Origin of the sequence: Shewanella sp. VB17, from assembly GCF_013248905.1 — a bacterium.
Classification (GTDB): domain Bacteria; phylum Pseudomonadota; class Gammaproteobacteria; order Enterobacterales; family Shewanellaceae; genus Shewanella.
The window spans coordinates 928,121-953,935 of the sequence record NZ_JABRVS010000001.1 but is presented as its reverse complement, the minus strand read 5'-3'; the positions used below and the strand labels follow the sequence as shown (position 1 = coordinate 953,935).

Genomic DNA, 25,815 nt, shown 5'->3' with positions numbered 1-25,815 from the left:
ATATATTACCAACTTGGACCGTAACATACATACCCAAGCCACTCAAAGATGCTTATCATACCGCCTCTTGAGATCGTTTGAGTACAGATCATCCCTAGATGCTTTTATTGGACAAAAGAAACTGATAAATATGAAAAAAATAATACCCCTAATCCTTTCATTCGTCCTCACCAGTACAATGCTGTTACTGACGCCTTTGGCTCACGGTGAGGATGTCTTTAGTAACAGTCAGTTCAACTTCCTTAAAGGTGAGCCGACTTTGATGCCCGTCGATGAAGCCTTTGTCTTCGAGTTCAAACAAGCAGGCAACCTACTTAAAGTAAGCTGGGTTATTGCAGATGGTTACTACATGTACCGCGATAAACTCAAGTTTGAAGCGAATGGTGCTCAGCTTAATGAAATAAGCTTACCTACAGGTAAAAAACACAAGGATGAATATTTTGGTGAACAAGAGGTTTACTACTCCTTCATCGAAATTCCAATCGCACTGAAAGAGGCGAATGATGAAAGCACTGTCAGCGTCACCTTTATGGGCTGCGCCGAAGGAAAACTCTGCTACCCTCCGACTAAAAAGCAAATACTTTTATCAAAGGTGTCTCCTGAAGAGGATTCAAAAAACAGTCACATTGAAAATGACTCAGCTTCGCAGCCCGTAACCCAGCAAGATAGCTTAAGCCAAAAGCTAACCAACGGTAGTTTACTCGGCACCTTAATCATCTTCTTCGGTTTAGGCATAGGCCTAGCCTTAACCCCTTGTGTTTTCCCTATGTATCCTATCCTGTCAGGCATTATCGTCGGCCAAGGTGAAAAACTATCCACAGCCAAAGCCTTTAGCTTGTCGATGGTTTATGTGCAAGGCATGGCAATCACTTACTCCCTGTTAGGCTTAGTTGTTGCATCAGCTGGAATGAAATATCAAGCGGCTCTGCAACACCCAGTCGTTCTCATCGTTTTAGCCGTACTCTTCTTTGTTTTGAGTCTGTCTATGTTCGGCCTCTATGAACTTAAGCTTCCTTCAAGCTGGCAGGAGAAAATGAACCGTTTCTCCAATAATCAAAAAGGGGGCAATGCGGCTGGTGTCTTCTTGATGGGGATCATTTCAGGTCTAGTTGCCTCACCTTGTACCACAGCCCCCTTATCCGGTGCGCTCGTTTATGTTGCTCAGACCGGAGACCTACTACAAGGCTTCTTAGCGTTATATGTACTGAGTATGGGCATGGGCGTGCCTCTGCTTATTATAGGCACCTCTGGTGGCAAGCTACTGCCAAGAGCGGGGAGTTGGATGGATGTGATTAAAACAGTATTTGGCTTCCTACTGATTGCCGTATCTGTGGTCATGGTCAGTCGAATTTGGCCAGGCTTTATCTCTGATGTCTTGTGGTCAATTTGGGGGATTGTACTCGTTGGTTACCTCATGCACCAAAATAAGCTGACCGAATTTAGCTGGAAACAGTCAACTCGAGCAGTACTGCTCACCTTAGGTTTATTAGCCAGCTTCTCCTACGGCTTTCAAGCTGTCATGACAGAATTTGGCGAACAAAGCTCTGGCCAAAATGTGCCAGTGCAACAAGATGACCATAAACGCATCAAATCTCTCGCTGATTTAAACATTGAAGTTGCTGCAGCCGCCGCTCAAGGTAAACCCGTGATGCTAGACCTGTACGCCGATTGGTGTGTTGCCTGTAAAGAATTTGAAGCGATTACTTTTAAAGATCCACAAGTACAAAAACGTCTGTCTCAAATAGTATTTCTACAAGCAGATGTCACCGACAACGATATGGTTGATATCGAGCTATTAGAACATTACAACGTCTTAGGCTTACCTACTCTGTTGATGTTTGATACCTCTGGTAAATTACGTGATGAGCTTAGAATCACAGGTTTTATGAAACCGGATCCCTTTGCCACACACTTGGATCTTTTATTGAATAAATAATCCATTCTCAAATGTAATAAAAGCCTCAGAAATAGAGGCTTTTTTTACATTTATTTATCTTAAAATTGCTATTCAGCGATTTTTAAAAGACTAATCGACTATTTTTATTTTTAATTAACTTAAATATTATACACTAATAATTCATAAACTTAATACAATGAGGAGAGCCATGGAACCCGCCATTCTTATCATCACTTTAGCTTGTGGCATGTTGGTCAGTCGAATTGGCTTACCGCCGCTAATTGGCTATCTCATCGCGGGCTTTGCACTATTTTTATTTGGTATCGACGACTCAAGCTTACCATTGCTGGAACAACTGGCTGAACTCGGTGTTACCTTACTCCTGTTTGCTATTGGTCTTAAATTGGATATCAAGAGCTTATTTAAAGCTGAAGTATGGGCAGGCTCAAGTCTTCACTTAATGGGCTCGATGCTTTTCTTTATCACTCTGCTTAAATTGTTAGGTATGCTTGGCCTAGATCAGCTCACTAACCTAGATCTAAACCAATTAGCACTCTTGGCTTTTGCACTGAGTTTTTCCAGTACTATTTTTGCAGTTAAAGTACTTGAAGATAAAGGTGACATGCAATCACTTTATGGCCGTGTTGCTATTGGTATTTTGATTATGCAAGATATCTTCGCCGTGGCCTTTCTGACGATATCTAAAGGGGATATTCCTTCTGTCTGGGCATGTGGGCTTTTGCTTCTACCCTTGGCAAAGCCACTTCTCTATCGAGTGTTCGACAAAGTCGGTCACGGTGAGCTGCTGGTATTATTCGGTCTGGTGATGGCCTTAGTCTTAGGTGCTTGGCTATTTGAAACGGTTGGCCTTAAGCCGGATCTTGGCGCATTAATTATCGGTATTTTATTCGCTGGACACCCGAAATCTTCAGAGCTTGCCAAATCACTATTTTACTTCAAAGAACTCTTCCTCGTGGCTTTCTTCTTAACTGTTGGGCTTAATGGGTTACCCAGTTTCTCTGATGTTGGACTCGCCACGATATTAGTGCTAATTATCCCCATTAAAATACTCTTTTTTCTTTACCTATTAACCCGCTTTAAACTTAGATCTCGTACCGCTTTAATGAGCTCATTTAGCTTAGGTAACTATAGTGAGTTTGGATTAATCGTCGCGGCTGTAGCCACAACTAAAGGCTGGCTTCCCTCTCAATGGATGGTTATCCTTGCCGTTGCATTGAGCATGAGTTTTCTATTAGCAGCACCTTTAAACGCTGCATCTAGCAGGATATACCAAACATTAAAGCGCCGCTTAGTTAAGCTAGAAAAAAATCCGCTACATTCAGAAGATAGACTCATACCAATCGGTAACCCAAGATTTCTTATCTTAGGCATGGGTCGGATCGGTTGTGGGGCGTATGATGAACTAAAAATAAAATTTGATGGCGAAATTTTAGGAATTGAACATAAACAAGAGTTGACCGATTTCCATCAAAGTGAAGGACGCAATGTTGTACAGGGTGATGCCTGTGATAGTGACTTCTGGGAACAATTAGGTCACGCCCCTGATCTGGAGCTCGTACTGTTAGCTATGCCCCATCATATTGGTAGCCTATTTGCAGTAAAGCAACTACAGAAACTTAACTACAAAGGTAAGTTAAGTGCCATAGTCCAGTACAGTGAAGATGCAGAATCATTGAGAGAATCAGGAGTCAATTGTATTTATAATCTATACGAAGCCGCTGGTGCCGGTTTTGTCGATCATGCAATAAAAGATGTGCAAATCGAAAACACTAAAAACTAACAATTTCATTTGTTTATCATAAAAAATAATCGCTAACTTATATCAAGTTAAGCAAAAGAAGACTTGATTAAGCTAGCAAGATAAAACATTCAGTTACAGAATAACTAAAGTCTGATATAAATGAAATTAAGCTCGAGATAAGCGCGGTCATTAGCGACCAACATACTCACTGCTATATTGACAATAATACCAATATAGCAAACTCACTATTTGTTTAGAGAAGCATTAAAGCATGTCGAACCCCACTCAGCGCGCAAAAAAATTATTTGTGCAAACTTTTGGCACCACCGCAGATGCCCTCTATCTGGCACCAGGTCGGATAAACTTGATCGGGGAACATACAGATTATAATGATGGTTTCGTGCTTCCAGCCGCCATTAACTTTCATACTGTTATTGCAGTAAAACGCCGTGAAGACGCCTTGTATCGTGTCATTTCTGACACCAATCCCGGTGACATAAAAGAATGGCTATTTGGCATCGAAGGAGAGATGGATCCAAAAGATGGTGTGATCAATTATCTAAAGGGTTTTACTGCGACAATGGCCGCATCAGGCCTCCCCGCTAAAGGACTAGATATTTCAGTCGTAAGCAATGTTCCCTTAAATGCGGGACTATCTTCATCTGCTGCATTAGAAATTGCATTTGGTACTGCGATTAATGATTGTAGCCAGCTCAAATTATCCCCCTTAGCCGTTGCTCAAATAGCCCTGAGTGGTGAAAATAAATATGTGGGTCGTGCCAGTGGCATCATGGATCAAATGATCAGTGCATTAGCTCAGCAAGATCATGCATTACTGATCGATTGTGAAGATCTCGACAGTGAATTAGTCCCAATCCCAGACAATCTAAGTTTGATCATCGTCAACTCTAATGTGCAACGAGAATCAATAAAATTGGAATATAACCTGAGACGTGATGAGTGTGCTAGCGTCGCTAAACACTTTGGTCTAGACAGCTTAAGACACTTAACACTCAATCAACTTGACGCATCAAAAGATGCACTGTCAGATACTTATTACAGACGTGCAAAACACGTACTGACTGAGAATAGACGAACTCAACATTCAGCTCATGCATTAGCAGCCGGAAATATCCCTAAACTCAGTAAACTGATGGCACAATCTCACGCATCAATGCGCGATGATTTTGACATCACAGTGCCAGAAATTGATAGTCTTGTTAATATCATATCCACTGTTGTAGGCAAACGTGGTGGCGTCAGAATGACGGGAAGTGGATTTGGTGGCTGTGTGGTCGCCTTAGTTGATCATGCACTTACCGATGCAGTCGTCGCAGCAATTGAACAACAATATACACAACAAACTGGGCTTGAAGCCACTGTCTATTTATGCTCCGCATGCGATGGTGCAACTCGAATCGATGAACGACTCTATTAATACCTCTGGTATCAATATCACGGAGAAAAGGGCCCTGTTATGGTAAGTTTCCGTCCACTAGCACCTTGGCAAGACCCCCGTGGAGGCCAAATTGAACGAGTGACAATAGATAACGGCATCATAGCACTAGAAGTGTTGAGCTTAGGAGGGATCATACGCTCGCTCTGGACACCAAACAGAGAGGGAGAACGAGGTAATGTGGTATTAGGATGTGACTCGGCTGAGGACTATTTAGCCCAAGATGCACATTTAGGCGCTATCGCAGGGCGCTATGCCAATCGAGTGGCGAATGGCCAAATGAGCTTTAACAATGAACATTATCAACTGGATGTAAATCAGGCCACTAACTGCCTTCATGGAGGCAGTGAAGGTTTTAATCGCAAACATTGGCATATCGGCCAACTACCGGATGGTGTCAGACTGAGTTTAGTCAGCCCAGATGGTGATATGGGGTTTCCAGGAAAGTGCAATATTCAACTGGATTATCGACTCACTGGAAATAACCTCTATATGGAAATTTTCGCTGCAACAAATAAACCTTGCCCCATAAGTTTGACTCAACATAGCTACTTCAATTTAGAATCAAACCAATCGATATCAAATCGTGACCATTTTCTCCAGATAAAAAGTCAAATGTACTTGCCGTTAAATGAGTTGGGCTTGCCGACTAAAGTAAGTAGTGTAAAAGGGACTAATCTAGATTTTCGCCAAATTAAAGCGTTTGCTAACGCTCAAGATGATCCAGCTTTTAGCACAACTTGTGGCATTGACCACTGTTATTTGACTGGAGCTAAAAGTACTGAACTCACGCATTTTGGTTCACTAAGTGCCCCTCATTCAGGGAGAAGTATGATACTGTATACTAACCAACCAAGCGTGCAGATATATGGAGCTAACTTTCTGGGGGGAGAAAAAGGACGCTATGGTCAGCTCCTTAACAAGCATCAAGCTGTTTGCATGGAACCACAACAAATCCCCAATGGGCCGAATCAAACTGAGCTTATATGCAATCCATGGATACTGCCCAATCAAGTCTACCACCACATAAGTCGCTATCAATTTGAGACATTTTAGTGACGTCAATTAGTCTTCTACATCATCGGGCCAATTATTCGCAAGTTCAGGATCTTGGCTCTCGTAATCATCTTCAAGCTCTGTATCTGTATTATCTGCTTGCTCAACTATATTTTTTTTGACTGGAGGCTCTTTAGCGCTATTAGCCAAAGATTTATGTGTCGAGGTATTATTAACCTCAACCCAGCCATCATGTTTATCCATAAACTCTTTTCGCGCAAAATCCCATGCAGCACCATAGGTATTTTCTGCCGCCTTTTTGGATTCCTTATCCAGATCATGGAGATTATTTTGAACGATCTCTTCTGCATATTCGATGATCGAATCTCTTTCTGTATTATAAAGATAAATCCTACCTGCAGATGCATCAGGGAATTGCTTGTCATGAATGACAATAGCATTACCACGAGCCGTTCTTAATTCGCCATACCAAATTGGTGTCTTCACTGTGTTATACATATATGCCAATCCCCTTAAATTAACACATACAGGATGAATACAAGATAAAAGACACACTCTTAACCCATACCAACCTATGCTATTGCAAATTAAATTCACATCAACTGAGAAATAACAGTGAATGTAAACTTCATCTTTACTTTGTGTCGTACTTCACTAAAAAATGAATATCTAAACTCATATCGAATTTAGTTGAAAGCATCAGTTATTCAAGTTTTCATTTCTTTTTTCTGCGAAAATCAAGTTAAAAACGACAACAAATAAACATAACTAAATGATAATAAAGGTTTAAAAAAAATAATGATTAAACGGCTTTAGTGCTATTTAAATGACATGAAAAAGTGATCATTTAATAAGCCTACCGACTAAGTGGGCTTATTTTTTTCGGCAAGAAGAGACAATACTAACTTACCTCTATGATGTCCGGATTCCATCAACTCATGCGCTTTGACACAGTCATCGAGAGAAAATTCAGCAAAAATATGTGGTTTAAGTTTATCGTTATTGATAGGATCTGATCCCATCAATGGCCAAACTTTTTCTAACAATTCAGCCGCTATTTCGGCTTTAGCCGCAGCGCTCTGTGGCCTTAGTGTCGATCCAGTCCAAGTTAATCGTTTGGCCATGATCCGAAAAATATCAACGTTAGCTGTCATCCCCCTTTGCATAGCAATGGACACCATACGCCCATCGACAGCTAACACCTTAAGGTTTTGATTAATAAAATCACCACCCGCCACATCGAACACCACTTCAACACCTTTCCCCTGCGTATATTTCATAACAGGTTTCACAAAATCATCATGATAATTAATCGTAAGGTCGGCCCCTAAGTGTAAGCAATAATCACACTTTTCATCACTACCAGACGTCACTATCACACGGGCTCCGAATGCCTTAGCCAACACAATAGCAGCACTGCCGACCCCTCCAGAGCCACCCTGAATCAAGACTGTTTCACCCACCTTTAATCCAGCGCGCATAAACAGGTTTCCCCAAACAGTGAAAAAAGTTTCCACAATCGCTGCGGCATCTTGATAGCGCCAGCCTCTAGGAATTGGTAAGCAATGCTTAGCATCCGTCACCACATATTCTCCGTATCCACCACCTGGAACTAAGGCGCAGATTTGATCGCCAAGCTGCCACTGATTGACTTCAGCCCCAATTTCTACAATTTCACCGGCAACCTCTAAGCCCAAAATAGGACTTGCCCCTTGAGGTGCTGGATAAAGTCCTTTTCTCTGAGCTAAATCAGGACCATTCAGACCAGCTGCATGCACCTTAATTAACACTTGTTCCGCCTCTATTTGCGGCAATGGAGATCGTGCAAGATACAGCACACTAGGTTGACCGGGCATATCATAAGTCACGTGAGCGTGCTCTTGAGGCAGTGAATTACTTAGCATAATTTTGTCTTATTACAATAATGATTTGATATTGTTACACCTCAAATAACCGTAAATCAATCTTTAATCGTCACAGAGAAATAACCAGCCATATTAACAGCATTAATCAATTAGCATCCTCTATTTAATCCCTTAAAAAATAATCTAAAGCACATCCATAAACATCGCATAAAAATTTAACGTATTGATTAAAAATACCTTCGCTCAGATAAACCATCAATTTCAGCCTAAGAGAAACGATATCTAAATTTATCGACATAAAAGCGATGCTATGGACGCCTTACTAATAGATAAGCATCCGTACTAACAATAAAAAAATGGAGTTAATATGAAATTAAAATATCTCGTCGTCGCATTAAGTTTAGCGGCAAGCTTTAATTCTATTAGTCAGCCAAGCATCAAACACCCTACACATTTGAGCCTAACAGAGACTGGTCTTTCTGCAGCATTACCATTAACACAAACACTATCCCCTTGGGTAAACGACAAAACGGCTAACGCTATGCCCGGATTAACGGGGCCAACTGGATCCGCTGCTGTCAATCATTGCAGTGACTTTATTGGGTTAAGCGGCCCTGCTCTGGTCAATCAACTTGTAAAGTCAGATCCACAATGTGTTAGCCCACTTTATGCCCTCAAAGGCATTAATGCCACTGCACTCTTTAGCGAAGCCAACATATTCACTGTTGCTAGCGAAATAGGTTTTCGAGCGCAACATTACACAGGTGTTGACACTTCTGGGGTCGAATCCCTTATCTACTTTCTGCGTGCCGCACTCTATGTGCAATTCTATAGCCCTCAATATATACAGCCCTACACCAGTGCAGTAAAAGCAAATATTAAAATTTCGCTCACAAATATCTTCAATAACAGTCATATATGGGAAGTAACCGATGAGAATGCTGGGCTATTAAAGGAATCTCTCATTTTGATAGATTCAGCTGGATTAGGTGCCGACTTTAACCATATAACGAAACGAGTGCTTAGTGAATATGATGCGTCTTGGCAAGCAAACCCAAACATGAATCATGCCGCTAATGCTGTCTTCACCACATTATTTAGAGGGCAATGGGATGATGAGATGCAGGCCCTATTCGCAACGGATCACAGTATTCTCGACTCGCTCAATCACTTTCAACTCAGAAATAGACACTTAATCGGTACTGATGCTAAATATGTGTTAGTCAACAGTGTGCGTGAAATGGCACGACTGTATTATATTCCAGAGATGAAAATCAGGACTACGGCCTTAGTCAAAACCGTACTCAATAGCAGTAATAAAAATGATGAATCCAATGAAATTTGGCTAGCCGCTGCTGAGATGGCAGATTATTACGACCGTTCCAACTGTAATGACTACCTTATTTGCGGATATAAAACACAGCTGGAAACAGATACCCTCGGCTTTAACTGGCAATGTTCAGACACCCTAAAAATGCGCGCACAAGCACTCTACCAAGATCAAGCTAAGTGGGCTTGCGACGTGCTCAGAGAGCAGGAGCGCTTCTTTCACAGCAAATTAGCAACACATAACATCCCAGTTAACAATGACAATAACGAGGCCCTTGAATTAATCATATTTGATAGTTCAAATAATTATCAATCTTATGCTGGCACATTCTTTGGCATAGACACCAATAATGGTGGTATGTATTTAGAAGGCTCTCCTGCAGCTATCAAAAATCAGGCCAGATTTATCGCCTATGAAGCCCAATGGCGTCAACCAGACTTTCATATATGGAACCTTCAGCATGAGTATGTGCACTACTTAGATGGACGCTATAACTTACATGGTAACTTTGATCACGGACTCTCTGAAAACACCATTTGGTGGATAGAAGGATTAGCGGAATATATTTCTTATCGTAATGGCTATACTGCCGCTATTACGATGGGAGAAACAGCTGAATTTCCGTTGTCGACTATCTTCAAAAATCAATATGACTCAGGTCAAGATCGTATTTATCGCTGGGGATACTTAGCAGTACGCTTTATGTTTGAGAACCATCAATCAGATGTTGATCAAATCTTATCTTATCTTCGTAATGATCAATATAAAGAATACCAAATATTGATGGATAGTATCGGTACTCGATATGACAACGAATGGAACGGCTGGCTCACCAGTGGGTTAAGCGTTATTGATAATGGCATCGTCGACACAGGTCCATCTGATATTGATGCACTCCCAAGTGGTACTGTGAGTAACTGGACAGGCCCTAAAATAACGAACAGCACAGACTACTCTCCCTGTGAAGTCACGGATGAAGCCTACCGCTATAATGATCAAACTAGCCTAGAATTTGATACGCCTATTGAGTGTATTTATTCACAAAATGGCAGTACCCATTTTGCCATTGCCAATGTCAATAAAACCAGCGAAGACATTTGGGTTAAAGTCGGTGGTGGGTGGGGCGATGCCGACATATATTACAGCACGACAGGCTGGGCAAGCGGCGAATCAAATGATGGTTATGGGATAGGTAATGGTAACCATGAAGTGATTAAAGTGACCATGGATCCAAATGAGAACTGGCATTATTTTACGCTTTCTGGTGATTTTGGTGGTGTAGATTTACTGGTCAGTACCATTGAGGTCATTGCCGACCCAGATCCAGCCCAAGAGGCTGACAATGGCAAAGAGCCACCCTCCACTCCTATTGACCATTGTGGCGCAGCAACCATCACTCAAGGTCAATTAACACTCGGAAAAAGTGAATGTATTAGCGGTGGTGAAAATAACTTATTCGTCTATATAGAAGAAGATAATACCCAACTTTCCATCACCACATCAGGGGGCGAGGGTGATGCCAATGTTTATTTCAATGCCGATACTTGGGCCACTAGTACTCAATATCAATCCAGCTCAACCAATACGGGAAATAGTGAAGCTTTACATGTCACTGTCGATAGTGGCTGGCGCTACATTACTCTTGATACTGAGACTGAATTTAATGGTGTAACCGTCACGGTTGATCTCAATACCAATACATCGCGGATAAAAGACGCATGCCAAACACTCACTCCCGTCAATAAGGTTATCTTAACATCAGGTGAAGCTGTTTGCTCTACTGATGGTATCAACTATTACTCACTTTGGATTGATGAGGGAGTCAATGAACTCACCGTTAGTTCAGCATATGGCAGCGGAGATATCAGCCTGTATGGTGGCACAACTTGGCCCAATGCCAATCGCTACGATCTTGCTTCGACAACCCCTGATAGCACAAGTGAAAACTTCAACATACGCAATCCAGCTTCTGGCTGGTATTACATTACATTGCTCAGTGAGATACCCAGCTCTGGAGTCGCGCTTCAAGTGGATCTAAAGTAGTGTAATTGCAACCGAGAATCCATCATATTCTATCCAAAAAAAGCGGCCTTAAGGCCGCTAACAATATTTTACTGTCGACTTTTAAAATTGAGCAACAATCGGATCTGAACATAAAGTCATGTTCGTTTCACAGATTTTATACTCAACCGATGCTGGAGCATTACTGAAACGGTCACGATAACGGCCATCATTGCCAGTCGTTGCGACCCTCTTTCCATCTCGGTAAACAGTTACCCACACTCCTGCAGCCCCATCCCAGCTCAAGTCAACCAAAGCACGTCCAGTACGAGACACTTTAGCTCGGATAACTTCTGCCGTAATTGTCGCATCAAATACATCAAGATCCATACTGACAGTATCCGTATTTCCTTCAGCATCGGTCACGGTCAGTGACGCTGTATAATGACCTGATGTAGCATAAGTATAAGTCGGATTCATCGCTATTGAATGACCGCCGTCACCAAAACTCCAGCTATAGCTAACGATGTCATTATTGGTATCGGTACTGGTATTGGTAAAGCTAGCCTGTAAGCCATCGACGTTATAATCAAAACCAGCCACTGGTGCGTCAGTGACGTCACCACCCAATCCTGAAATCACCATTCCCCAATGATTAAGCATACCCACATCAGCACCTGCATTATCACTCACTGACAATGTCCAGGTTCCTGTAGCCATCTCACCATTGAAATCAGTCAGTTCCCAGCTCTTCACAATATCATCCGCACTGCCTCCAGCAAGGTTATGCAATACAGTTTCAGTCCCTTGTGGTGAAGTCAACTTAACGATAAGATCACCACTCCACGTATGGGTGATATCGACATCAGCACTCACACCAAAGACCTCTAATGTGTCAGCTACTTCAATATGACTCACGATCCCATTTGGATCATTGTCTGGTATATCAACCGCATTATCATTGCTATAAGTATAATCAGCGATACCTTGTGGGAGTACAGTTAGAAATACCGTTTTACTCTTCTCTATTACGCCGTCATTACCCGATACTGTAATAGCATAATCACCCCAAGGAGTCATCGCAGTGGTCATTATATCTGCGGTAAAGCTATCACCCGCCATCACAGCATCAGTTGATAGCGACACACCTTCTAACGAAGGAGAAACTGCAACGCTTAATTCTACTGAGCCATCCCACCCCGCCACACTACCCAGACCAAAATCATAACTAGCTGCCATGCCAGCTTCTATCGTCTGAGAAGCTGGGCTTACTGTAAATCGATAACTTGGAGATGGATCAGCCATGTCAAGTGCTTTAGCAAGGTTTAAACGCGTTCCTCCCACACTTTTCCCTGCTAAATCATCATTAAGGTCACCTGAATCCATGAGAAGTTGCTTCATTTCAAGCAGAGTTAAATCAGGATTAATCGACCAAACTAAGGCCGCTGCTCCTGTCATGTGTGGTGTTGCCATCGACGTACCTGAATACGTATCATAGCGATTGCCAGGCGTAGTCGACAAAATTGACGAACCTGGTGCCCCCATATCAACGCTTACTCGCCCCCACTGGGAAAAACTGGACATATTGTCATTACGATCAGTACTTGCAATCGCCATCACAGCATCTGAATCATAACTCGCTGGGTAACTGGGAGTGACATCGTTATCACGCGCACTGTTACCTGCTGCTGCGAAAAATAAGATCCCAGCATCACCAGCAGATTCAATCGAATCTTTTAATGCTTGGCTAAAACCACCCCCACCCCACGAATTATTCGTCGCTTTAATATCGACACCATAATTCTTTTTAAGATCGGTCAAATAATCGATACAGGCAATCGCACCTTCAGTAGAGCCAGAGCCGCCAGCATCGAGGAATTGACAACCAATGATAGAGACATCCCAATTGACCCCCACAACACCGATGTCGTTATTACCTTTAGCGCCAATTGTTCCCGAAACATGGGTTCCGTGTCCATTAACGTCCATGGGATCGCCACTATTATTCACTGCACTAAATCCATGAACATCATCAACAACACCATTACCATCATCATCAATATTATTATTAGCAATTTCATTTGGATTAGTCCAAATATTACCTTGCAAATCGGGATGATTGTAATCCACACCCGTATCTATTACGCCAATAACAAGACTTGCATCGCCCGTGGTTATATCCCACGCTTCTACAGCATCAATATCGGCATCCGCTGTACCACCATTTTGCCCGGTATTATTCATCGCCCAAAGAGAAACAAAATCCGGATCATCAGGCGCACCTATCGCTTTAATAACATAATTAGGCTCTGCATATTTTACCGCAGGATGCTGACTGATCATTTTAATCGCGGTAAACACATCTGAGCCTGAACTTAACGTAAGTGTTGATAATCTGCCGCCCAATAAATTAGCAAACATATCATCAACGCCATCGGCATTAACATCTCTAGTAAAACCACGAACTAGACGTTGAGCAGAAAGGCGATCAGACTTAGTCGTATTGTCTTTGTATACAACTAAAATTGAATCTTTTACATACTCATGTTGAATCAATTTAGCTTGAACAGGCACTGCAGATACCGTGATAATACCTGTAATAGCAAGTGCGATAGGTGACAGCTTATTAAACATATTCTGGCTTCCTTTATTCTTGAATATTCTGATCCAGAATCCATGCCTTATATAACTTTTCAGTAGTTATCCTGCCTACAGGTAAAGTCTCAACATAAAATTCCAGTGCGCGATGTTTTTCACAAAATAATTGTTGGCATAAATACACTGTTTTAAAAGCCAAAGGAGATTGATTACAACCTTTGCACTACTTCCATTATCTTACTTACGTAACCGAATATACAATTTAGAAAAACAAAGAAATATAAAAAACATTTATAAAATATAATCTTAATAGATATCTACCTATTTTTTTAATTTATTATTTTGACTTTTTATAAATAGACCTTTCTTCCGATTGCGACATTTTTACAGCGCTGTAACTTGGATAGTCATTTGGATCTATCGCAGTAAGCGAGATATCTAAAAAAATGCCCCACGAATTTGAGCGGTTCTAAAGTGAGATCAACCTAAAACTCATAAAAAAGGAATATAAAAGTGCCAGTACTTAAATCCGCGCCTTTAATTATGTTGATTATTTGTTGTGGCATGGGTGTCCAAGCAGATGAATTAGACATTAATAATGACTATGAATTACCTGTCACCCTACAAACTCTTCTTGAAAATAGTGGACGAGAAAATCTAATAAACCTAGTTCAACTAGGCACTCTTAACCAAGCAAAAATAATGCAAATGGGCAGTCAGAATTATGCTTACTTGCAGCAAATAGGAGAAGGTAATCAGGCAGATGTCATTCAGCATGGAAAGAATAACCAAGTAGAACTTCTTCAAGTCGGTACCGAAAATAACGCCTCAATCACGCAAGTTGGCAATGATAACTTAGTTAATTTAAATCAACTTGGTCATGCTAACTTTTCCATCGAGCAGCTTGCTGATGGTGCAGAAATAACCATAACACAATATTAAGCAGGGAAAAGTCATATGAAATCTCACACTAAAAAAACAATACTTACGCTAGCAATAACAGCAGGACTTGGAATGAGCAGCTCAGTCTTTGCTGACTCACAAAATTCGGCAACCATTACACAAACGACCAATGAAGAAAATGCTATAGGTCAAGAGGCTTTTATAGAGCAAAGTGGCGATCTCAATATTGCCGTGATCACTCAAGAAGGAAACGATCAATCGGCAACGATAGTTCAAGAAGGAATTTCCCACGAAGCCAATACCGAATCAACAGGCATCGATAATAATATTGAAGTCGATCAAACTGATGATTCACACATATCAAACGTTAAGGTCACAGGTAACAATAACCAAGTGTATGTCGCTCAGTATGACAAACTTAACAACACAAGCATGGACGTCACAGGACACAATAACAGCACTGATATCATGCAAGATGGGACTAATAATAACACAACGACCAGCCTCATCGGTGATAATAATACCTCAGACATGAATCAAACTGGCGACAGTAACATCAGTTCATTTTTCGTCGAAGGCAATGATAACAATGCCGATATAACTCAAGTGGGATCGAGTAATACTGTGGATATGTCATCTCTTAATATGATGCCGAATATAGTAGGAGATAACAACGACCTTGAGTCTTATCAAGATGGAAGTGAAAATTCCGCAGCCGTCAATGATTTGATCGGTAACGATAACAATTTCGTTATGAGTCAAATAGGCGCGAACAACTTAGGTGCCGTATTCGCACTCTCTGGATCTGATAATGAAATCGAAATAGATCAAGAAGGTGATAACAACATTGCTTCTCTGTCTTTTGCTCAAGGTGATGATAATTTTTTTGAAGTCAATCAAATAGGCATGAACAACACGATTGGTGGGACTCTTATTGCCGAACTCCAAGGCAATGATAATGATATCAATATCGAGCAAGAAGGTGATAACAACAGCCTAGTATTTCAAGCAATAGGCGATGATACAGACGTCTTTTTGGATCAAGAAGGTAACACCAACCTCGCCACTTTCGGTGCCTACGGCAACGATAATGATTTTACCTTAAGAAGTGATGGAGATGGCAACGAACTCAAAGCTTATGCAGAGGGTGATGATAACGCTATCGATATTAGCCAAGAAGGTAATATTAACTTTGGCAAAACTGAGATAATAGGCAGTGATAACGAAATAGATATTGAGCAAGATGGTAATGATAACGAAGCCTTTATTAGTATTGCAGGTGTCGATAATACAGATATAGAAACGACGCAAGTAGGCGATCTTAACCTGATTGACCTTATTCTTACCGGTGATGACAATGGCACACTGATAACACAGACAGGTAATGGTAACTGGATTGGCGGTAAAGATGATGGCGCCTTTATTGTTACGGGTGATAGTAATAGCCTAACCATTGCCCAAACTGGTAACGATAATTTAACCTTAGGGTCTCAAACAGGTATGGATAATACTATTTCAGTCACTCAAACTGGTGATTTCAATACAGCAACTGTCATTCAAAACTAAATTTATCTGATAACGAGTGGCAGTGTTATTTGCTCTCTCAGAGTATCTGCTTAATGATTAGCAATCCAAGTACTGCCATGTGCTTGGATTTTTTATAAATAAAATGGGAATTTTAACACTTCTGCAGGTGTAATGCGCACCTTGCAGTCACCTGTTATACCTACCATAAAAATGCCAGTAAGCTTAACTTGCTGGCATTATAATTTTTGCTCTGTGTGGATTTGCCATTTTATGCTAATAACTAAGAGCATAACTCCAGCTGACTCTGATAGCTTTGCGCTAACCTAAGTAACTCAACCCGATTCCGAGATTGTGTCTTTCTGAATATAGAAGAGATATGTGCCTTCACAGTATGCTCGCTGATACATAGCCTATGAGCAATCTCCTTATTTCTAGCTCCGCTCGACACAAGGCTAATGATGGTTCGTTCTCTACTCGTTAGCATCTGCATCATCACAGCAGTATCTTGCAATGTATCATTAGCACTATCTAACTTACGTACTAGTTGGCCAAATACACGGCTGATCAACTGTCTGTCAAAGTAGAGTTCACCTTCAACCATACTCATTAACCCAGACATTAAAGAGTCCATTCCTTGATTTGAATACAGTAATCCTTTAATCCCTAATAATAATGCCGACTCTGCCTGCAATGTATTAGGTTCCACTTGGTGAAGCGCTACGGGAAGCTGTGAAGCAAGTCTAGATGCCACCAGAGGAATACCTTTACTATCAAGTGCCTCCCCTTTTTGGGCAATGAAACAAAAGCGGTTGGAAATATCTCCTTCACATAACTCTGAGGCTTTACTCACAATACGTGTTTTTAAACCTATGGATTGAGCCAAAATGGCTAAGTGACATGGCGCATCGATTTGATGAAAAAAAACAAGTTCATCGATTTGGTTCATACTATTTTCCTTGTCGATATAGTTATGTTTCCACCCTGAAGAAAACACAAAAACTCTTCGGTCCATAAGAGTTACTACAGATGTTTATCTTTTGAGAAAAGTTATTGCGTTAATGTGATACAAGTTACCAGAAAAAACACCAACACGACACAATAAATTCAACATTTAAACAAATGAAAATAATATTAATGAATTAAATATTATATTCAGTAAAGCAAGCATTAATTTAAAGTAAATTTTATAACGTCAAATTAAGAGATAAATATCGATAATAGAGCACCTAATGACCTGTCATTCATACTCAGAGCGTAAACATCTTTATATTGATTGTTCTGGGCTCCAGTAACCTAATTCAATCCCCTTATCTACCATTTCAGCAACGGCTAATTCAATCGCTTGCAAAACACAAAACTGTACCGGTTCATTGGTACTGTAACCCATCTCAGCTTCAGCCAAACGATTCAAACTGGTATAGCGCATTAAACCAGCCCTCATTTGCTGAGAAAATACACGCTTAGTGGTTGAAACAGAAATCATTACCTTGCCCGTGTACACATCAACCGCTCTCAAATAAATAGTGACCTGATCCTCTCGATACTCCTCTGATGCACCGATACCATAATATTGAAGTCCAATGCCACCAGTACTCACATTCGCTTCATAATTGATTATTCCACCTTCAAGTAACAATCGCGCATTCGTCAACAAAGGAACATCAAGTTCTTTATTTTTGTTAGGTTGTTTTTTAGTTATTTTTCTTTCGGTTAAAAGATTTTGCAATCCTTCACGTTCAACAGGTGTGAACCAATGAGATTCAAGTAACGTTTGAATCAACATCGAAGTAGCACCTTGTGTTACTGCAGTTGAAAATGAACTGACATTAGCCTGAGGTTTATACTGCCCAGTTTGATCACGAAATGAATATACTGCAACTGGGATTGGATATTTAGGGCCTTTCATTGCCTGTAAAGCCTTCATTGTAGCACTAACAGGATTAATCTCAGCCTGAGTCATGTGTAATTCAGGTTTGGGAATTAGCCCACAAGCAGAGAGCAAGCTAAGCATAATAATAACAAATGATTTCATCAATTCACTCCATATGACGGCATTTCAATCACTGTCACTTCATCAGTTATCAAGTTAATAACCGTCACCATTAATCCACCACCAGCAGGGATCACTTCAATACGATAATCTCCAGTATCATAAGTTCCCTCCTTGATATCACCACCCGCAACTCCTCGAGCCACTTCACTTAAGACGCTTCGCTCCAAGGATTCTTTAAAACGGGTAACAAAGTCTTTATCGGTTTTTTTCGCAGTATTGTCATTCTGCGCATTAGCCTTATTCAATAAATAAGAGCCATTGAGTGCTGATCCGCCAAAGCTGGGATTAATCGGCGTATAAACTAACTCTGTCGACTGAGCCAAATTTATCATTAAAGTCAAACTTACCGCTAAAAGTAACATTTTATACTTCATCATTTTACTCCTCATTACTTAACGTTAATAACCATCATCAATGTCCGTCATTTCAGCGGTAATGGCATTCGCCTTCACTTGAGCAATATGATCTATTGTGAGTAATATCGCTTGCTCAGCTCGATCTTTAATGGGCTTTTCACGACGACCAAAGTAAGTAATGTAAATAGTTTGCCCATTAACCGCTAATGTCAGCCGAGTGCCAGACTGAGGAAAAACAGTTTCATCAAGGGTCACATTAAAGCCTTGAGTAAAAGGCAAATCTCGCCAATATCCTGAATAATAAAAACCAAAATCTTTACCGAAACGTGTCAGGGTTCTATCTATGACTAAACCACTAATTTCAATATCACGCTCAACCGCGATAGTGACTACTGGCAAGCTACAAATAAACAGTAATAAATAAACCCATTTTTTCATATGTTATCAATCTCAACTAAGAAAAAAGACAAAAAACTGAACTTACAAATACACGCTATAACGCCAAAAAAATCCAGCAAGATGACAACGTGGAACAACACTATCAGTGATCACGTTTGGTTGACGAACAGAAAACGTTCAATGTCCAATAATGTTAAATATATAGCACAAGAGCGTAGTACTTTCGGGCTATTACTTGTATCAAGAGGAATGATGAGAAAAAAATTGCTGTGGGAGATAAAAGATCAGAAATGTATTTTTAAGCTTAATAATCAGTAAATAACAAACAGATATTTACGTAAAAGGCGATAATAATCGCCACTTCACAATGACATCAATCCGTTTTTTTTACCCCAACAAGATTGAATATTTTATGAGTAAGATCATTATCTTGACCATCAAATAGCTCCTCTAACAACTCTGGAAAAGATTTATTTCCCCAGCCAATTGCTTTTTGCAACAAGAAGGAAACAGGGCTATGGGGTTCACTTTCTCGAAAATACTCAGCGACATCCCCGAGTAAATGCAGCGCTTGCTCTCGATTGTGTACGTTGTTCTTAGCAATCTTTTTCAGATTCGTTGTGGTAAATGGAGATGCTATGTAAGCCGTTTCCTCAGGCCCTATTTCACCTCCATTATCTTGCTGATGTAAGTCCACATCAACTTCCTCCAAGTTGGTAACAGGTGAAGTCAATCCTGATAATTGTTCCAAAGCATGATTAAATTGCTTAAAAATACTTTTTAACACACTAAAATTTGTACTTTTCACTCCACTATGTATAACTTTATCTCTCACTGTAGCATCCAATCTTTCAATTTCTTTAAGACACCGTTCGAGATTAACTAAGCGATCAATAATAACTTCTTTTTCTTGAGTAACCTTGCCTGAAACTCTCTGTTGCAGCGCATTGATTTCACCTTTTCGCTGTGCACTTTTGTAATCGAAGAAAGTTAACTCACCCACTAATGGTTTCAATAATAAAGGAGCATATAAGAGATTACTTTCCTCACTGTCTCCAGCTAACTGGAAAAAAGCCTTTAATTTGAAATGAGTCTGCTCAACTAGTTGTCCAGGTTCATCAGTAGCTTGCAGGTTTTGTTTATCCAATACCGGATTTAGCGTATCCCAATTACACTCAATTAAATCTGTTAACCAAGACAGACTATTAGCTACACTCTCAAAACTATTATCTAAAATAACCTGAGCAGCAATAAACCAAGCTATCAACTCAATATCACGACTTACATGACGAAAATTATGCATTAAACTTTCAGCTAATGACTGCCATAGATGACTGTTTTCATCAGTTAATTGCTCTTTTTCTTCAGCACTAGGATTTTGAGTCAACTTACGAAGAGATGTCTTGCCTAAATTAAATTTATTACGAAGAGGCCTGAATGCACTTTTATCTAATTTTAAATAGGCACCACACGGTAGCAGTTCATCAATAGGAATCAATAGATCGACAATTTCAGCATTAGACAGCAACATTTTTTCTCTTCTCAATTAATCTATAAATAAGCATAAACACACATTCTATACATAGATAAAAACACAACAAGGTTTTATTACGTTTAGTCAGTATTAGTAATTTTAATGACTAGTTATCACAATTACATTGTTAACACTAATTACAACATATGCTCAAAATTATTTTTTACGCTACCAAAATATTGCAAACCCAACATATAGGACTCAAAAAATATTATGTAAATTAGATATTTTACACTTAAACATTAATATACGCTAAATCACAACATGATCACCCATATCCATCATTACTTCGATCATATCGGTATATTTGTCAGTCATATCAAATGCATCATAACATTCTTGAAAAGAGTGAAATCCAATCCCAACAATAAAAGCTGACATTATATTTTCAAGTTTTTGTCCTTCACTACTACTAATCCCAATATTAAGGAGGCTTAACGTATTACAAAAACCATTAGCCATCCCAGATGTACCAGCCAAATATGGAACACCTTCCATTTTATTTCTGGTATAAATTGATCTGGTTGAAAGAGCATTAACATTATTCTCTACATAGTGGCTACTTAATTGATAGAGAGGGTTTAAGTTATTTAACAGTTGACTTTTAATTTGTGCAGATCCAAAAAGGTTTTTAGCCATCAATGTTTGCTTTTTAACTTCCAAATTCATAGTACTATGATTTCTCCCGTATCTATCAAAACTAGAGTAGACACTTGATATCTCTTCTTTTCTTTTCTGATCAACTGCAGATAATAAATATTTAGGAAGAATCCATATAACGGTAAGAATGGCAATTATTGCATCTTTCTCTTTTGATGAAGCCTGTTTTTTTAACATTTTCACCAGATCTTTCTTTTCTGAAACGTTCTTAACTTTAGTGTGAGTAGGAAATAAATTACTCGTTCTAGCGCTATTATAAAATGCTCCAAACTCAGAGATGTCACAACTTTTAATATCTTTATTTTTTTCCAACACTTTAATTATTGACTTTGTCACCTTAATGATAATCTGTACATTTGATTTATCACTTAATATTAGCAAAGCTTGCTCAGCCTCATATTTAAGTTTATCTTCTCGACTTACAACGTGTGGGGGGTAAATAAAATTCATGTCAATATCCTATATCATTATTTATATGTACTTTCTATTAATCGCTAGCTGTCAATTTGTTGCATCATTTTTTCTAATGCATACCAATCATCATCCTCCTCAACATAACCCACGCCTAATTTCTGATTTGACGACGAAAACATCGGTGTCAATTGCCATGCTGGCAGTAATGCTCGATTTACACCTATTGGATAACTGGCACCAAAATCAATAAGCCGGACTGAAGTATTTTCTTCATCAAACAGAATGTTCGACGGTTTGATATCGCCATGAACCCAACCCTGCTGATGACAATGTGATATCGCGTGCACTATTTTGGGTAACAAGCAAATCAATAAGTTGAGTTCTTGATCTCTTAATTCATTTAATGAGCGAAATGCAGAATAATACTCAAAATAAATAGCCTGTTTTTTTTCATCAATGGCGATGGCTTTTTGAATACAAAAGCTGTGGCAAGCATTAACAGCTTGCCACTCGCGCCACATTTCCTCTTGACAAAAATAATGTTTAACCAAATATGTCGGGTTAACATTCATCATGTGGTTCACTTACTATAGGTACTTAGGAAGTACAAATTGTGCAAATAATGACTGATCTAATACTTGGCTCGAATGACGTAATGTATATTGGAGTGCAATTCTTTTTCCTTCAATCACATAGTTCAATTTACGAACTCGTCTCGCAGAAGTGCTTGTAGAAGTACCATCCAATAAAAATCGAAATAACGCCCATTGTCCAGTGTATGATTTGGTCGCAACCCTGTCTTGCCCAAGATAGAAATTAGCACTTAAATAACCATCTATATCACTCGCTGGCCAATTAATGGCTTCCCATACTCGTGGTCCATGCTTGTAATCAAAAACATTATCAGTCTCTCTGAGTTGAAATTCAGTCACCGTTGTACTCATTGAGCTGACCTTTAACTCTAATCCTGCTCCTAACTTCTGACCATTCGGACCAAAAAATACCTCACGAACTTTATTCGCTTGTCGAAGCTGTGTCCGAGCTTTGTTACTAATCGACAATGTCATACCATCAATCACACGTAACCTTAGAACACCATTATCCCAATACACAAAAGGGTTAAGAATTTGCTCAACAAATTGATCCAATCGCCCTTCAGGTTTAAAAAAATCTGAAAAATCATTAAGATCAACTTCACCACGTCCTTGTAAATAGAAAGGGAATCGGCCTTTAATGGACTTCGAATAAAATAAGTACACCCCTTCATACCACTGTTTATTAATGTAATTCGAACTGCCAAGAAGCACTTGCTTCCATGATTGCTTGGCAAGATCACGAGCCCATAAAGTAACCAACTCAGGTTTATTTCCTATCAAATTAGTTAAATTTGTAATTGGATCTTGGCCACTTTTAGCATGCTCTACGGCATATTTGTAAAGGACTTTACTGGGTTCTGAATTGATTTGAGCTTTATCCAAATAACGACTGAGCTCAGTGGCTGTCTCTAATAAGGTATCTATAGGAGCTGCCCCATCAGACTGACCATTACCTGTTAAGTAATATGATAAATCGCTAAACGCTTCGTTGACGACATAAGCTGCTTGCATACGAAGTAGTTTATCTCCTCCTATACTTTTAATTTTATTAAGCTTATTTAAAGAAGTCGCCACCTTGTTCAAGCCCAACTGATTCGCCGTAGTCGAACTGTTTCGACCGTCATTACTTGGCTCTGTTACCGCTAAACTGGTATTGCTGACAACGGTGTTTAATACATCTAGCATTGGGCTTATCGAAACATCTGCGATATTTTTTAACCCATAAATCAATCCCGATTGACTCGTAAAGCGTTTAATATGAATATTGGCGATTAGATCTTTCCAGTAGCTTATGTATTCAGAGAAATACAGCTTTTGAATTTTCTGACGTAAATCAGTTAATTCAGCAAAAGAAACCTGTGGGTCTTGCCCTTTAAGCAACTTAAAAACACTCAATTCATGACGTAAAAGCGAGGATTCAGCACTAAAATCCAACTTACTGTACCCAGTTTTAGTGTAAATTTCAGGAACTAAATAACCATTAAAGTCCTTAGTGAAGGCAAATACGGTATCAAATTTTGGCCCTAGCATACTGCGTAAATCCACTTGATGACGATATTGAGGCAAGCTTTTAATTTGCGCATATATTAAACGTTCTGGTGATAAGCCTGCTAGATTATTTTTAGCAACCATAATGAGTTCTTGATTTGGTTTCAAAAAATCATCGTAATGACTGCTGAGTAAATCCTCGATTAAATAAGATAACTTAGCTAAATCGTCTAGAGAAACGCCACCCTTCACCTTTATAATGTCGAACAAGAAGCTTTCCATGGCTGCAAGATCAAGCTGGGTTTTATCAAAAAGCATCAAATAATAACGAAGCACTTCTAATGTTTTGCCAGCGTCTCCCATACCGATATATAGGGATAGCTCATTGCTAATAATGGTTTCCAACTTGGGCAATAGTAATCGTGTTAATTGCTTCTGATAAACCGAATTCATGCGTACTGCAGTCGATGTTTGCTTAACACTGACGCTTTGATACCAAGTCTTGGCTCCCATACCTGTCACTGCAGAGCCTCTCAATACAGTCAAGGGTGAAATGGTATCTAAAATTGAATAGTTAGCTGGCATTTTTTGAGTGTTAAGTGCAAAATTATCCATGCTAGCGATAGATTTATTACGCCATAACTCATCATGATCCCAGTTATTATTTAATACTATCCCTGAAAAAATCAAACTTCCTACTACCGTAGACATCATTACTATTCTCGCGACTACGTAGCGTAAATCACGCCATTTATTGAGGCCGGTAATGCCTCTCTCTCGCAAGATAACATGACTAAATAAACGTGAAACAAAATAACTTCGATTTCCAGGTGCTTGTTGACCTTGTGTTTGGGAGTTAAATCCTGCTTTTTCGGCAATTACTTGAGTTAACAAGTCAAATTTATTCCCTTTTTGCTCTGAAGATAACAAATAAGCGCCGCGAACCCATACGGCTTGTCGCACTCGACTTTCACGACCTATTTCATTAAGCAAGTCAGTTATATGCTCAAAGAACATTTGCAACTGATAAGGTAATGCCACGAGCGTCCTAACACGATCACTATTTGAGTCGTACATAAGACCAAACTGCTGTTTCACTAAAGAAGAGAGCAATTTTTGAACCTGTAACTCAAATTCCTCCTTATTAAAACGCCGCTTAGTATCACATGACAAAGTCACGCCAAATGGATTGTCCAAATCATCCGTAGAATAACGCTCAAAAAAATCAGTAAAATCAGCCAGACAATCAGCCTTAGAAAATAAGCAATAAAGGGGTAATTCAAGTTGTAATATTTTATTAAGAGAAATAAAACATTTTTGATAAACACTAGCAATTGACTTAAGATCTTTACGATCTTTATTTAACACTTGATCACATTCAATGATAGACACGATACCCGTTAAAGCTTGGCGCGGACGGTATTTGAGTAACTGCTGTAACAACACTTGCCATAATGGTTCATCAATACCATCATGGCTTACTATCGCCTCACCTAATTCAATAATAACAGCAGTATCATTACTCCAAAAACGCAGATACTGAATATCGACTTCACGGCCTTCGGACAATTTATCATTGATAAGTTCGAAGCCATTTTCATGCAAAATGGTTGCAGAGGAATCCCCCTTCCCACCAATAACGAGATACCAAGGTAAAGAATACACGTTACTCGATTTGTAGCTGCTTTGTTTGCGTATCGCTGATTCGAATTTTTGCTGAATCATACGGGTATCTTGTTTTAGTAACTGCTGTTGAGCAGTTAACGTATCATTTTCTTGGTCAATAGCATTTTGCTTACGCCACCAAAAAATAGTCAATACACACGTTAATACAAACCAGACGACTGTCATTACCTTTACCCAGAGAAGGTCCTCTAATGGAAAATAAATCCAAGCACCTAACATCACAAAAAGGCTCAATGTTGCAAATAAAATTGCCATTATTTTTTTAATCATACG

At 39.6% G+C, this 25,815-nt stretch carries 18 protein-coding genes; 7 read left to right on the top strand and 11 right to left on the bottom strand.

The window, feature by feature from the left end:
- Positions 1 to 130 precede the first annotated feature (130 nt).
- From HQQ94_RS04020 to HQQ94_RS04005, 4 genes are all read left to right on the top strand, one after another.
- On the top strand, positions 131 to 1,936 hold the full coding sequence (locus HQQ94_RS04020; protein WP_173293209.1) for a protein-disulfide reductase DsbD: 1,806 nt from the start codon (positions 131 to 133) through the stop codon (positions 1,934 to 1,936).
- Positions 1,937 to 2,105: 169 nt separating this feature from the next.
- Positions 2,106 to 3,698, top strand: coding sequence for a cation:proton antiporter family protein (locus HQQ94_RS04015; RefSeq protein ID WP_173293208.1), 1,593 nt, complete (start codon positions 2,106 to 2,108; stop codon positions 3,696 to 3,698).
- A gap of 232 nt (positions 3,699 to 3,930) precedes the next feature.
- Complete coding sequence (gene galK / locus HQQ94_RS04010) at positions 3,931 to 5,097, top strand: galactokinase (RefSeq protein ID WP_173293207.1); 1,167 nt, start codon at positions 3,931 to 3,933, stop codon at positions 5,095 to 5,097.
- A 39-nt stretch (positions 5,098 to 5,136) separates the two neighbouring features.
- Entirely contained in the window at positions 5,137 to 6,171 is a 1,035-nt protein-coding gene (locus HQQ94_RS04005) for an aldose epimerase family protein (RefSeq protein ID WP_173293206.1), read from the top strand.
- 9 nt (positions 6,172 to 6,180) lie between these two features.
- Here the strand turns inward: HQQ94_RS04005 and HQQ94_RS04000 are convergent, their stop codons facing one another.
- Together HQQ94_RS04000 and HQQ94_RS03995 are read right to left on the bottom strand one after the other, a co-directional pair.
- The gene (locus tag HQQ94_RS04000; RefSeq protein ID WP_173293205.1) at positions 6,181 to 6,630 is read right to left on the bottom strand and encodes a hypothetical protein; all 450 of its coding nucleotides are present in this window, start codon (positions 6,628 to 6,630) and stop codon (positions 6,181 to 6,183) included.
- 365 nt (positions 6,631 to 6,995) lie between these two features.
- Positions 6,996 to 8,036, bottom strand: coding sequence for an NAD(P)H-quinone oxidoreductase (locus HQQ94_RS03995; RefSeq protein ID WP_173293204.1), 1,041 nt, complete (start codon positions 8,034 to 8,036; stop codon positions 6,996 to 6,998).
- 328 nt (positions 8,037 to 8,364) lie between these two features.
- On the opposite strand from HQQ94_RS03995, the gene HQQ94_RS03990 reads away from it, so the two are divergent.
- Positions 8,365 to 11,370, top strand: a complete 3,006-nt coding sequence (locus tag HQQ94_RS03990; protein ID WP_173293203.1) for a M9 family metallopeptidase — start codon at positions 8,365 to 8,367, stop codon at positions 11,368 to 11,370.
- A gap of 81 nt (positions 11,371 to 11,451) precedes the next feature.
- Here the strand turns inward: HQQ94_RS03990 and HQQ94_RS03985 are convergent, their stop codons facing one another.
- Positions 11,452 to 13,962, bottom strand: a complete 2,511-nt coding sequence (locus HQQ94_RS03985) for a S8 family serine peptidase (protein WP_173293202.1) — start codon at positions 13,960 to 13,962, stop codon at positions 11,452 to 11,454.
- A 507-nt stretch (positions 13,963 to 14,469) separates the two neighbouring features.
- Here HQQ94_RS03985 and HQQ94_RS03980 point away from each other — a divergent pair.
- Together HQQ94_RS03980 and HQQ94_RS03975 are read left to right on the top strand one after the other, a co-directional pair.
- Positions 14,470 to 14,868 (top strand): curlin, encoded by a 399-nt coding sequence (locus tag HQQ94_RS03980; RefSeq protein ID WP_173296503.1) that lies wholly within the window; start codon positions 14,470 to 14,472, stop codon positions 14,866 to 14,868.
- A 15-nt stretch (positions 14,869 to 14,883) separates the two neighbouring features.
- Complete coding sequence (locus HQQ94_RS03975) at positions 14,884 to 16,395, top strand: curlin (protein ID WP_173293201.1); 1,512 nt, start codon at positions 14,884 to 14,886, stop codon at positions 16,393 to 16,395.
- A gap of 241 nt (positions 16,396 to 16,636) precedes the next feature.
- On the opposite strand, the gene HQQ94_RS03970 is transcribed toward HQQ94_RS03975, so the two are convergent.
- From HQQ94_RS03970 to tssM, 8 genes are all read right to left on the bottom strand, one after another.
- Complete coding sequence (locus HQQ94_RS03970; protein WP_173293200.1) at positions 16,637 to 17,302, bottom strand: response regulator transcription factor; 666 nt, start codon at positions 17,300 to 17,302, stop codon at positions 16,637 to 16,639.
- Between the two features lie 318 nt (positions 17,303 to 17,620).
- Positions 17,621 to 18,388 carry a CsgG/HfaB family protein gene (locus tag HQQ94_RS03965; RefSeq protein WP_173293199.1) on the bottom strand — a complete coding sequence of 256 codons (768 nt, stop codon included), beginning with the start codon at positions 18,386 to 18,388 and terminating at the stop codon, positions 17,621 to 17,623.
- Entirely contained in the window at positions 18,388 to 18,783 is a 396-nt protein-coding gene (locus HQQ94_RS03960) for a curli assembly protein CsgF (protein WP_173296502.1), read from the bottom strand. Before HQQ94_RS03960 ends, HQQ94_RS03965 begins: the two co-directional genes overlap by 1 nt.
- Before the next feature lie 24 nt (positions 18,784 to 18,807).
- On the bottom strand, positions 18,808 to 19,203 hold the full coding sequence (locus HQQ94_RS03955; protein ID WP_173293198.1) for a curli production assembly/transport protein CsgE: 396 nt from the start codon (positions 19,201 to 19,203) through the stop codon (positions 18,808 to 18,810).
- Positions 19,204 to 19,537: 334 nt separating this feature from the next.
- Positions 19,538 to 20,695 (bottom strand): ImpA family type VI secretion system protein, encoded by a 1,158-nt coding sequence (locus tag HQQ94_RS03950; protein ID WP_173293197.1) that lies wholly within the window; start codon positions 20,693 to 20,695, stop codon positions 19,538 to 19,540.
- A 255-nt stretch (positions 20,696 to 20,950) separates the two neighbouring features.
- Positions 20,951 to 21,808 carry a hypothetical protein gene (locus tag HQQ94_RS03945; protein WP_173293196.1) on the bottom strand — a complete coding sequence of 286 codons (858 nt, stop codon included), beginning with the start codon at positions 21,806 to 21,808 and terminating at the stop codon, positions 20,951 to 20,953.
- Positions 21,809 to 21,852: 44 nt separating this feature from the next.
- On the bottom strand, positions 21,853 to 22,347 hold the full coding sequence (locus tag HQQ94_RS03940) for a phosphotransferase (protein ID WP_173293195.1): 495 nt from the start codon (positions 22,345 to 22,347) through the stop codon (positions 21,853 to 21,855).
- Positions 22,348 to 22,359: 12 nt separating this feature from the next.
- A complete protein-coding gene (gene tssM, locus HQQ94_RS03935) occupies positions 22,360 to 25,812 on the bottom strand; it encodes a type VI secretion system membrane subunit TssM (RefSeq protein WP_173293194.1) in 3,453 nt (1,150 codons plus the stop codon).
- Positions 25,813 to 25,815: the final 3 nt, after the last annotated feature.

What these genes read in the sequence shown, in the direction of transcription:
- HQQ94_RS04005 (WP_173293206.1), top strand. Translation starts at nt 5,137, where the DNA reads ATGGTAAGTTTCCGTCCACTAGCACCTTGGCAAGACCCCCGTGGAGGC.
- HQQ94_RS03970 (WP_173293200.1), bottom strand. Translation starts at nt 17,302, where the DNA reads ATGAACCAAATCGATGAACTTGTTTTTTTTCATCAAATCGATGCGCCA.
- HQQ94_RS03965 (WP_173293199.1), bottom strand. Translation starts at nt 18,388, where the DNA reads ATGAAATCATTTGTTATTATTATGCTTAGCTTGCTCTCTGCTTGTGGG.
- galK (WP_173293207.1), top strand. Translation starts at nt 3,931, where the DNA reads ATGTCGAACCCCACTCAGCGCGCAAAAAAATTATTTGTGCAAACTTTT.
- HQQ94_RS03950 (WP_173293197.1), bottom strand. Translation starts at nt 20,695, where the DNA reads ATGTTGCTGTCTAATGCTGAAATTGTCGATCTATTGATTCCTATTGAT.
- HQQ94_RS04020 (WP_173293209.1), top strand. Translation starts at nt 131, where the DNA reads ATGAAAAAAATAATACCCCTAATCCTTTCATTCGTCCTCACCAGTACA.
- HQQ94_RS03945 (WP_173293196.1), bottom strand. Translation starts at nt 21,808, where the DNA reads ATGAATTTTATTTACCCCCCACACGTTGTAAGTCGAGAAGATAAACTT.
- HQQ94_RS03995 (WP_173293204.1), bottom strand. Translation starts at nt 8,036, where the DNA reads ATGCTAAGTAATTCACTGCCTCAAGAGCACGCTCACGTGACTTATGAT.
- HQQ94_RS03980 (WP_173296503.1), top strand. Translation starts at nt 14,470, where the DNA reads ATGTTGATTATTTGTTGTGGCATGGGTGTCCAAGCAGATGAATTAGAC.
- HQQ94_RS03955 (WP_173293198.1), bottom strand. Translation starts at nt 19,203, where the DNA reads ATGAAAAAATGGGTTTATTTATTACTGTTTATTTGTAGCTTGCCAGTA.
- HQQ94_RS04015 (WP_173293208.1), top strand. Translation starts at nt 2,106, where the DNA reads ATGGAACCCGCCATTCTTATCATCACTTTAGCTTGTGGCATGTTGGTC.
- HQQ94_RS04000 (WP_173293205.1), bottom strand. Translation starts at nt 6,630, where the DNA reads ATGTATAACACAGTGAAGACACCAATTTGGTATGGCGAATTAAGAACG.
- HQQ94_RS03975 (WP_173293201.1), top strand. Translation starts at nt 14,884, where the DNA reads ATGAAATCTCACACTAAAAAAACAATACTTACGCTAGCAATAACAGCA.
- HQQ94_RS03985 (WP_173293202.1), bottom strand. Translation starts at nt 13,962, where the DNA reads ATGTTTAATAAGCTGTCACCTATCGCACTTGCTATTACAGGTATTATC.
- tssM (WP_173293194.1), bottom strand. Translation starts at nt 25,812, where the DNA reads ATGATTAAAAAAATAATGGCAATTTTATTTGCAACATTGAGCCTTTTT.
- HQQ94_RS03940 (WP_173293195.1), bottom strand. Translation starts at nt 22,347, where the DNA reads ATGATGAATGTTAACCCGACATATTTGGTTAAACATTATTTTTGTCAA.
- HQQ94_RS03990 (WP_173293203.1), top strand. Translation starts at nt 8,365, where the DNA reads ATGAAATTAAAATATCTCGTCGTCGCATTAAGTTTAGCGGCAAGCTTT.
- HQQ94_RS03960 (WP_173296502.1), bottom strand. Translation starts at nt 18,783, where the DNA reads ATGAAGTATAAAATGTTACTTTTAGCGGTAAGTTTGACTTTAATGATA.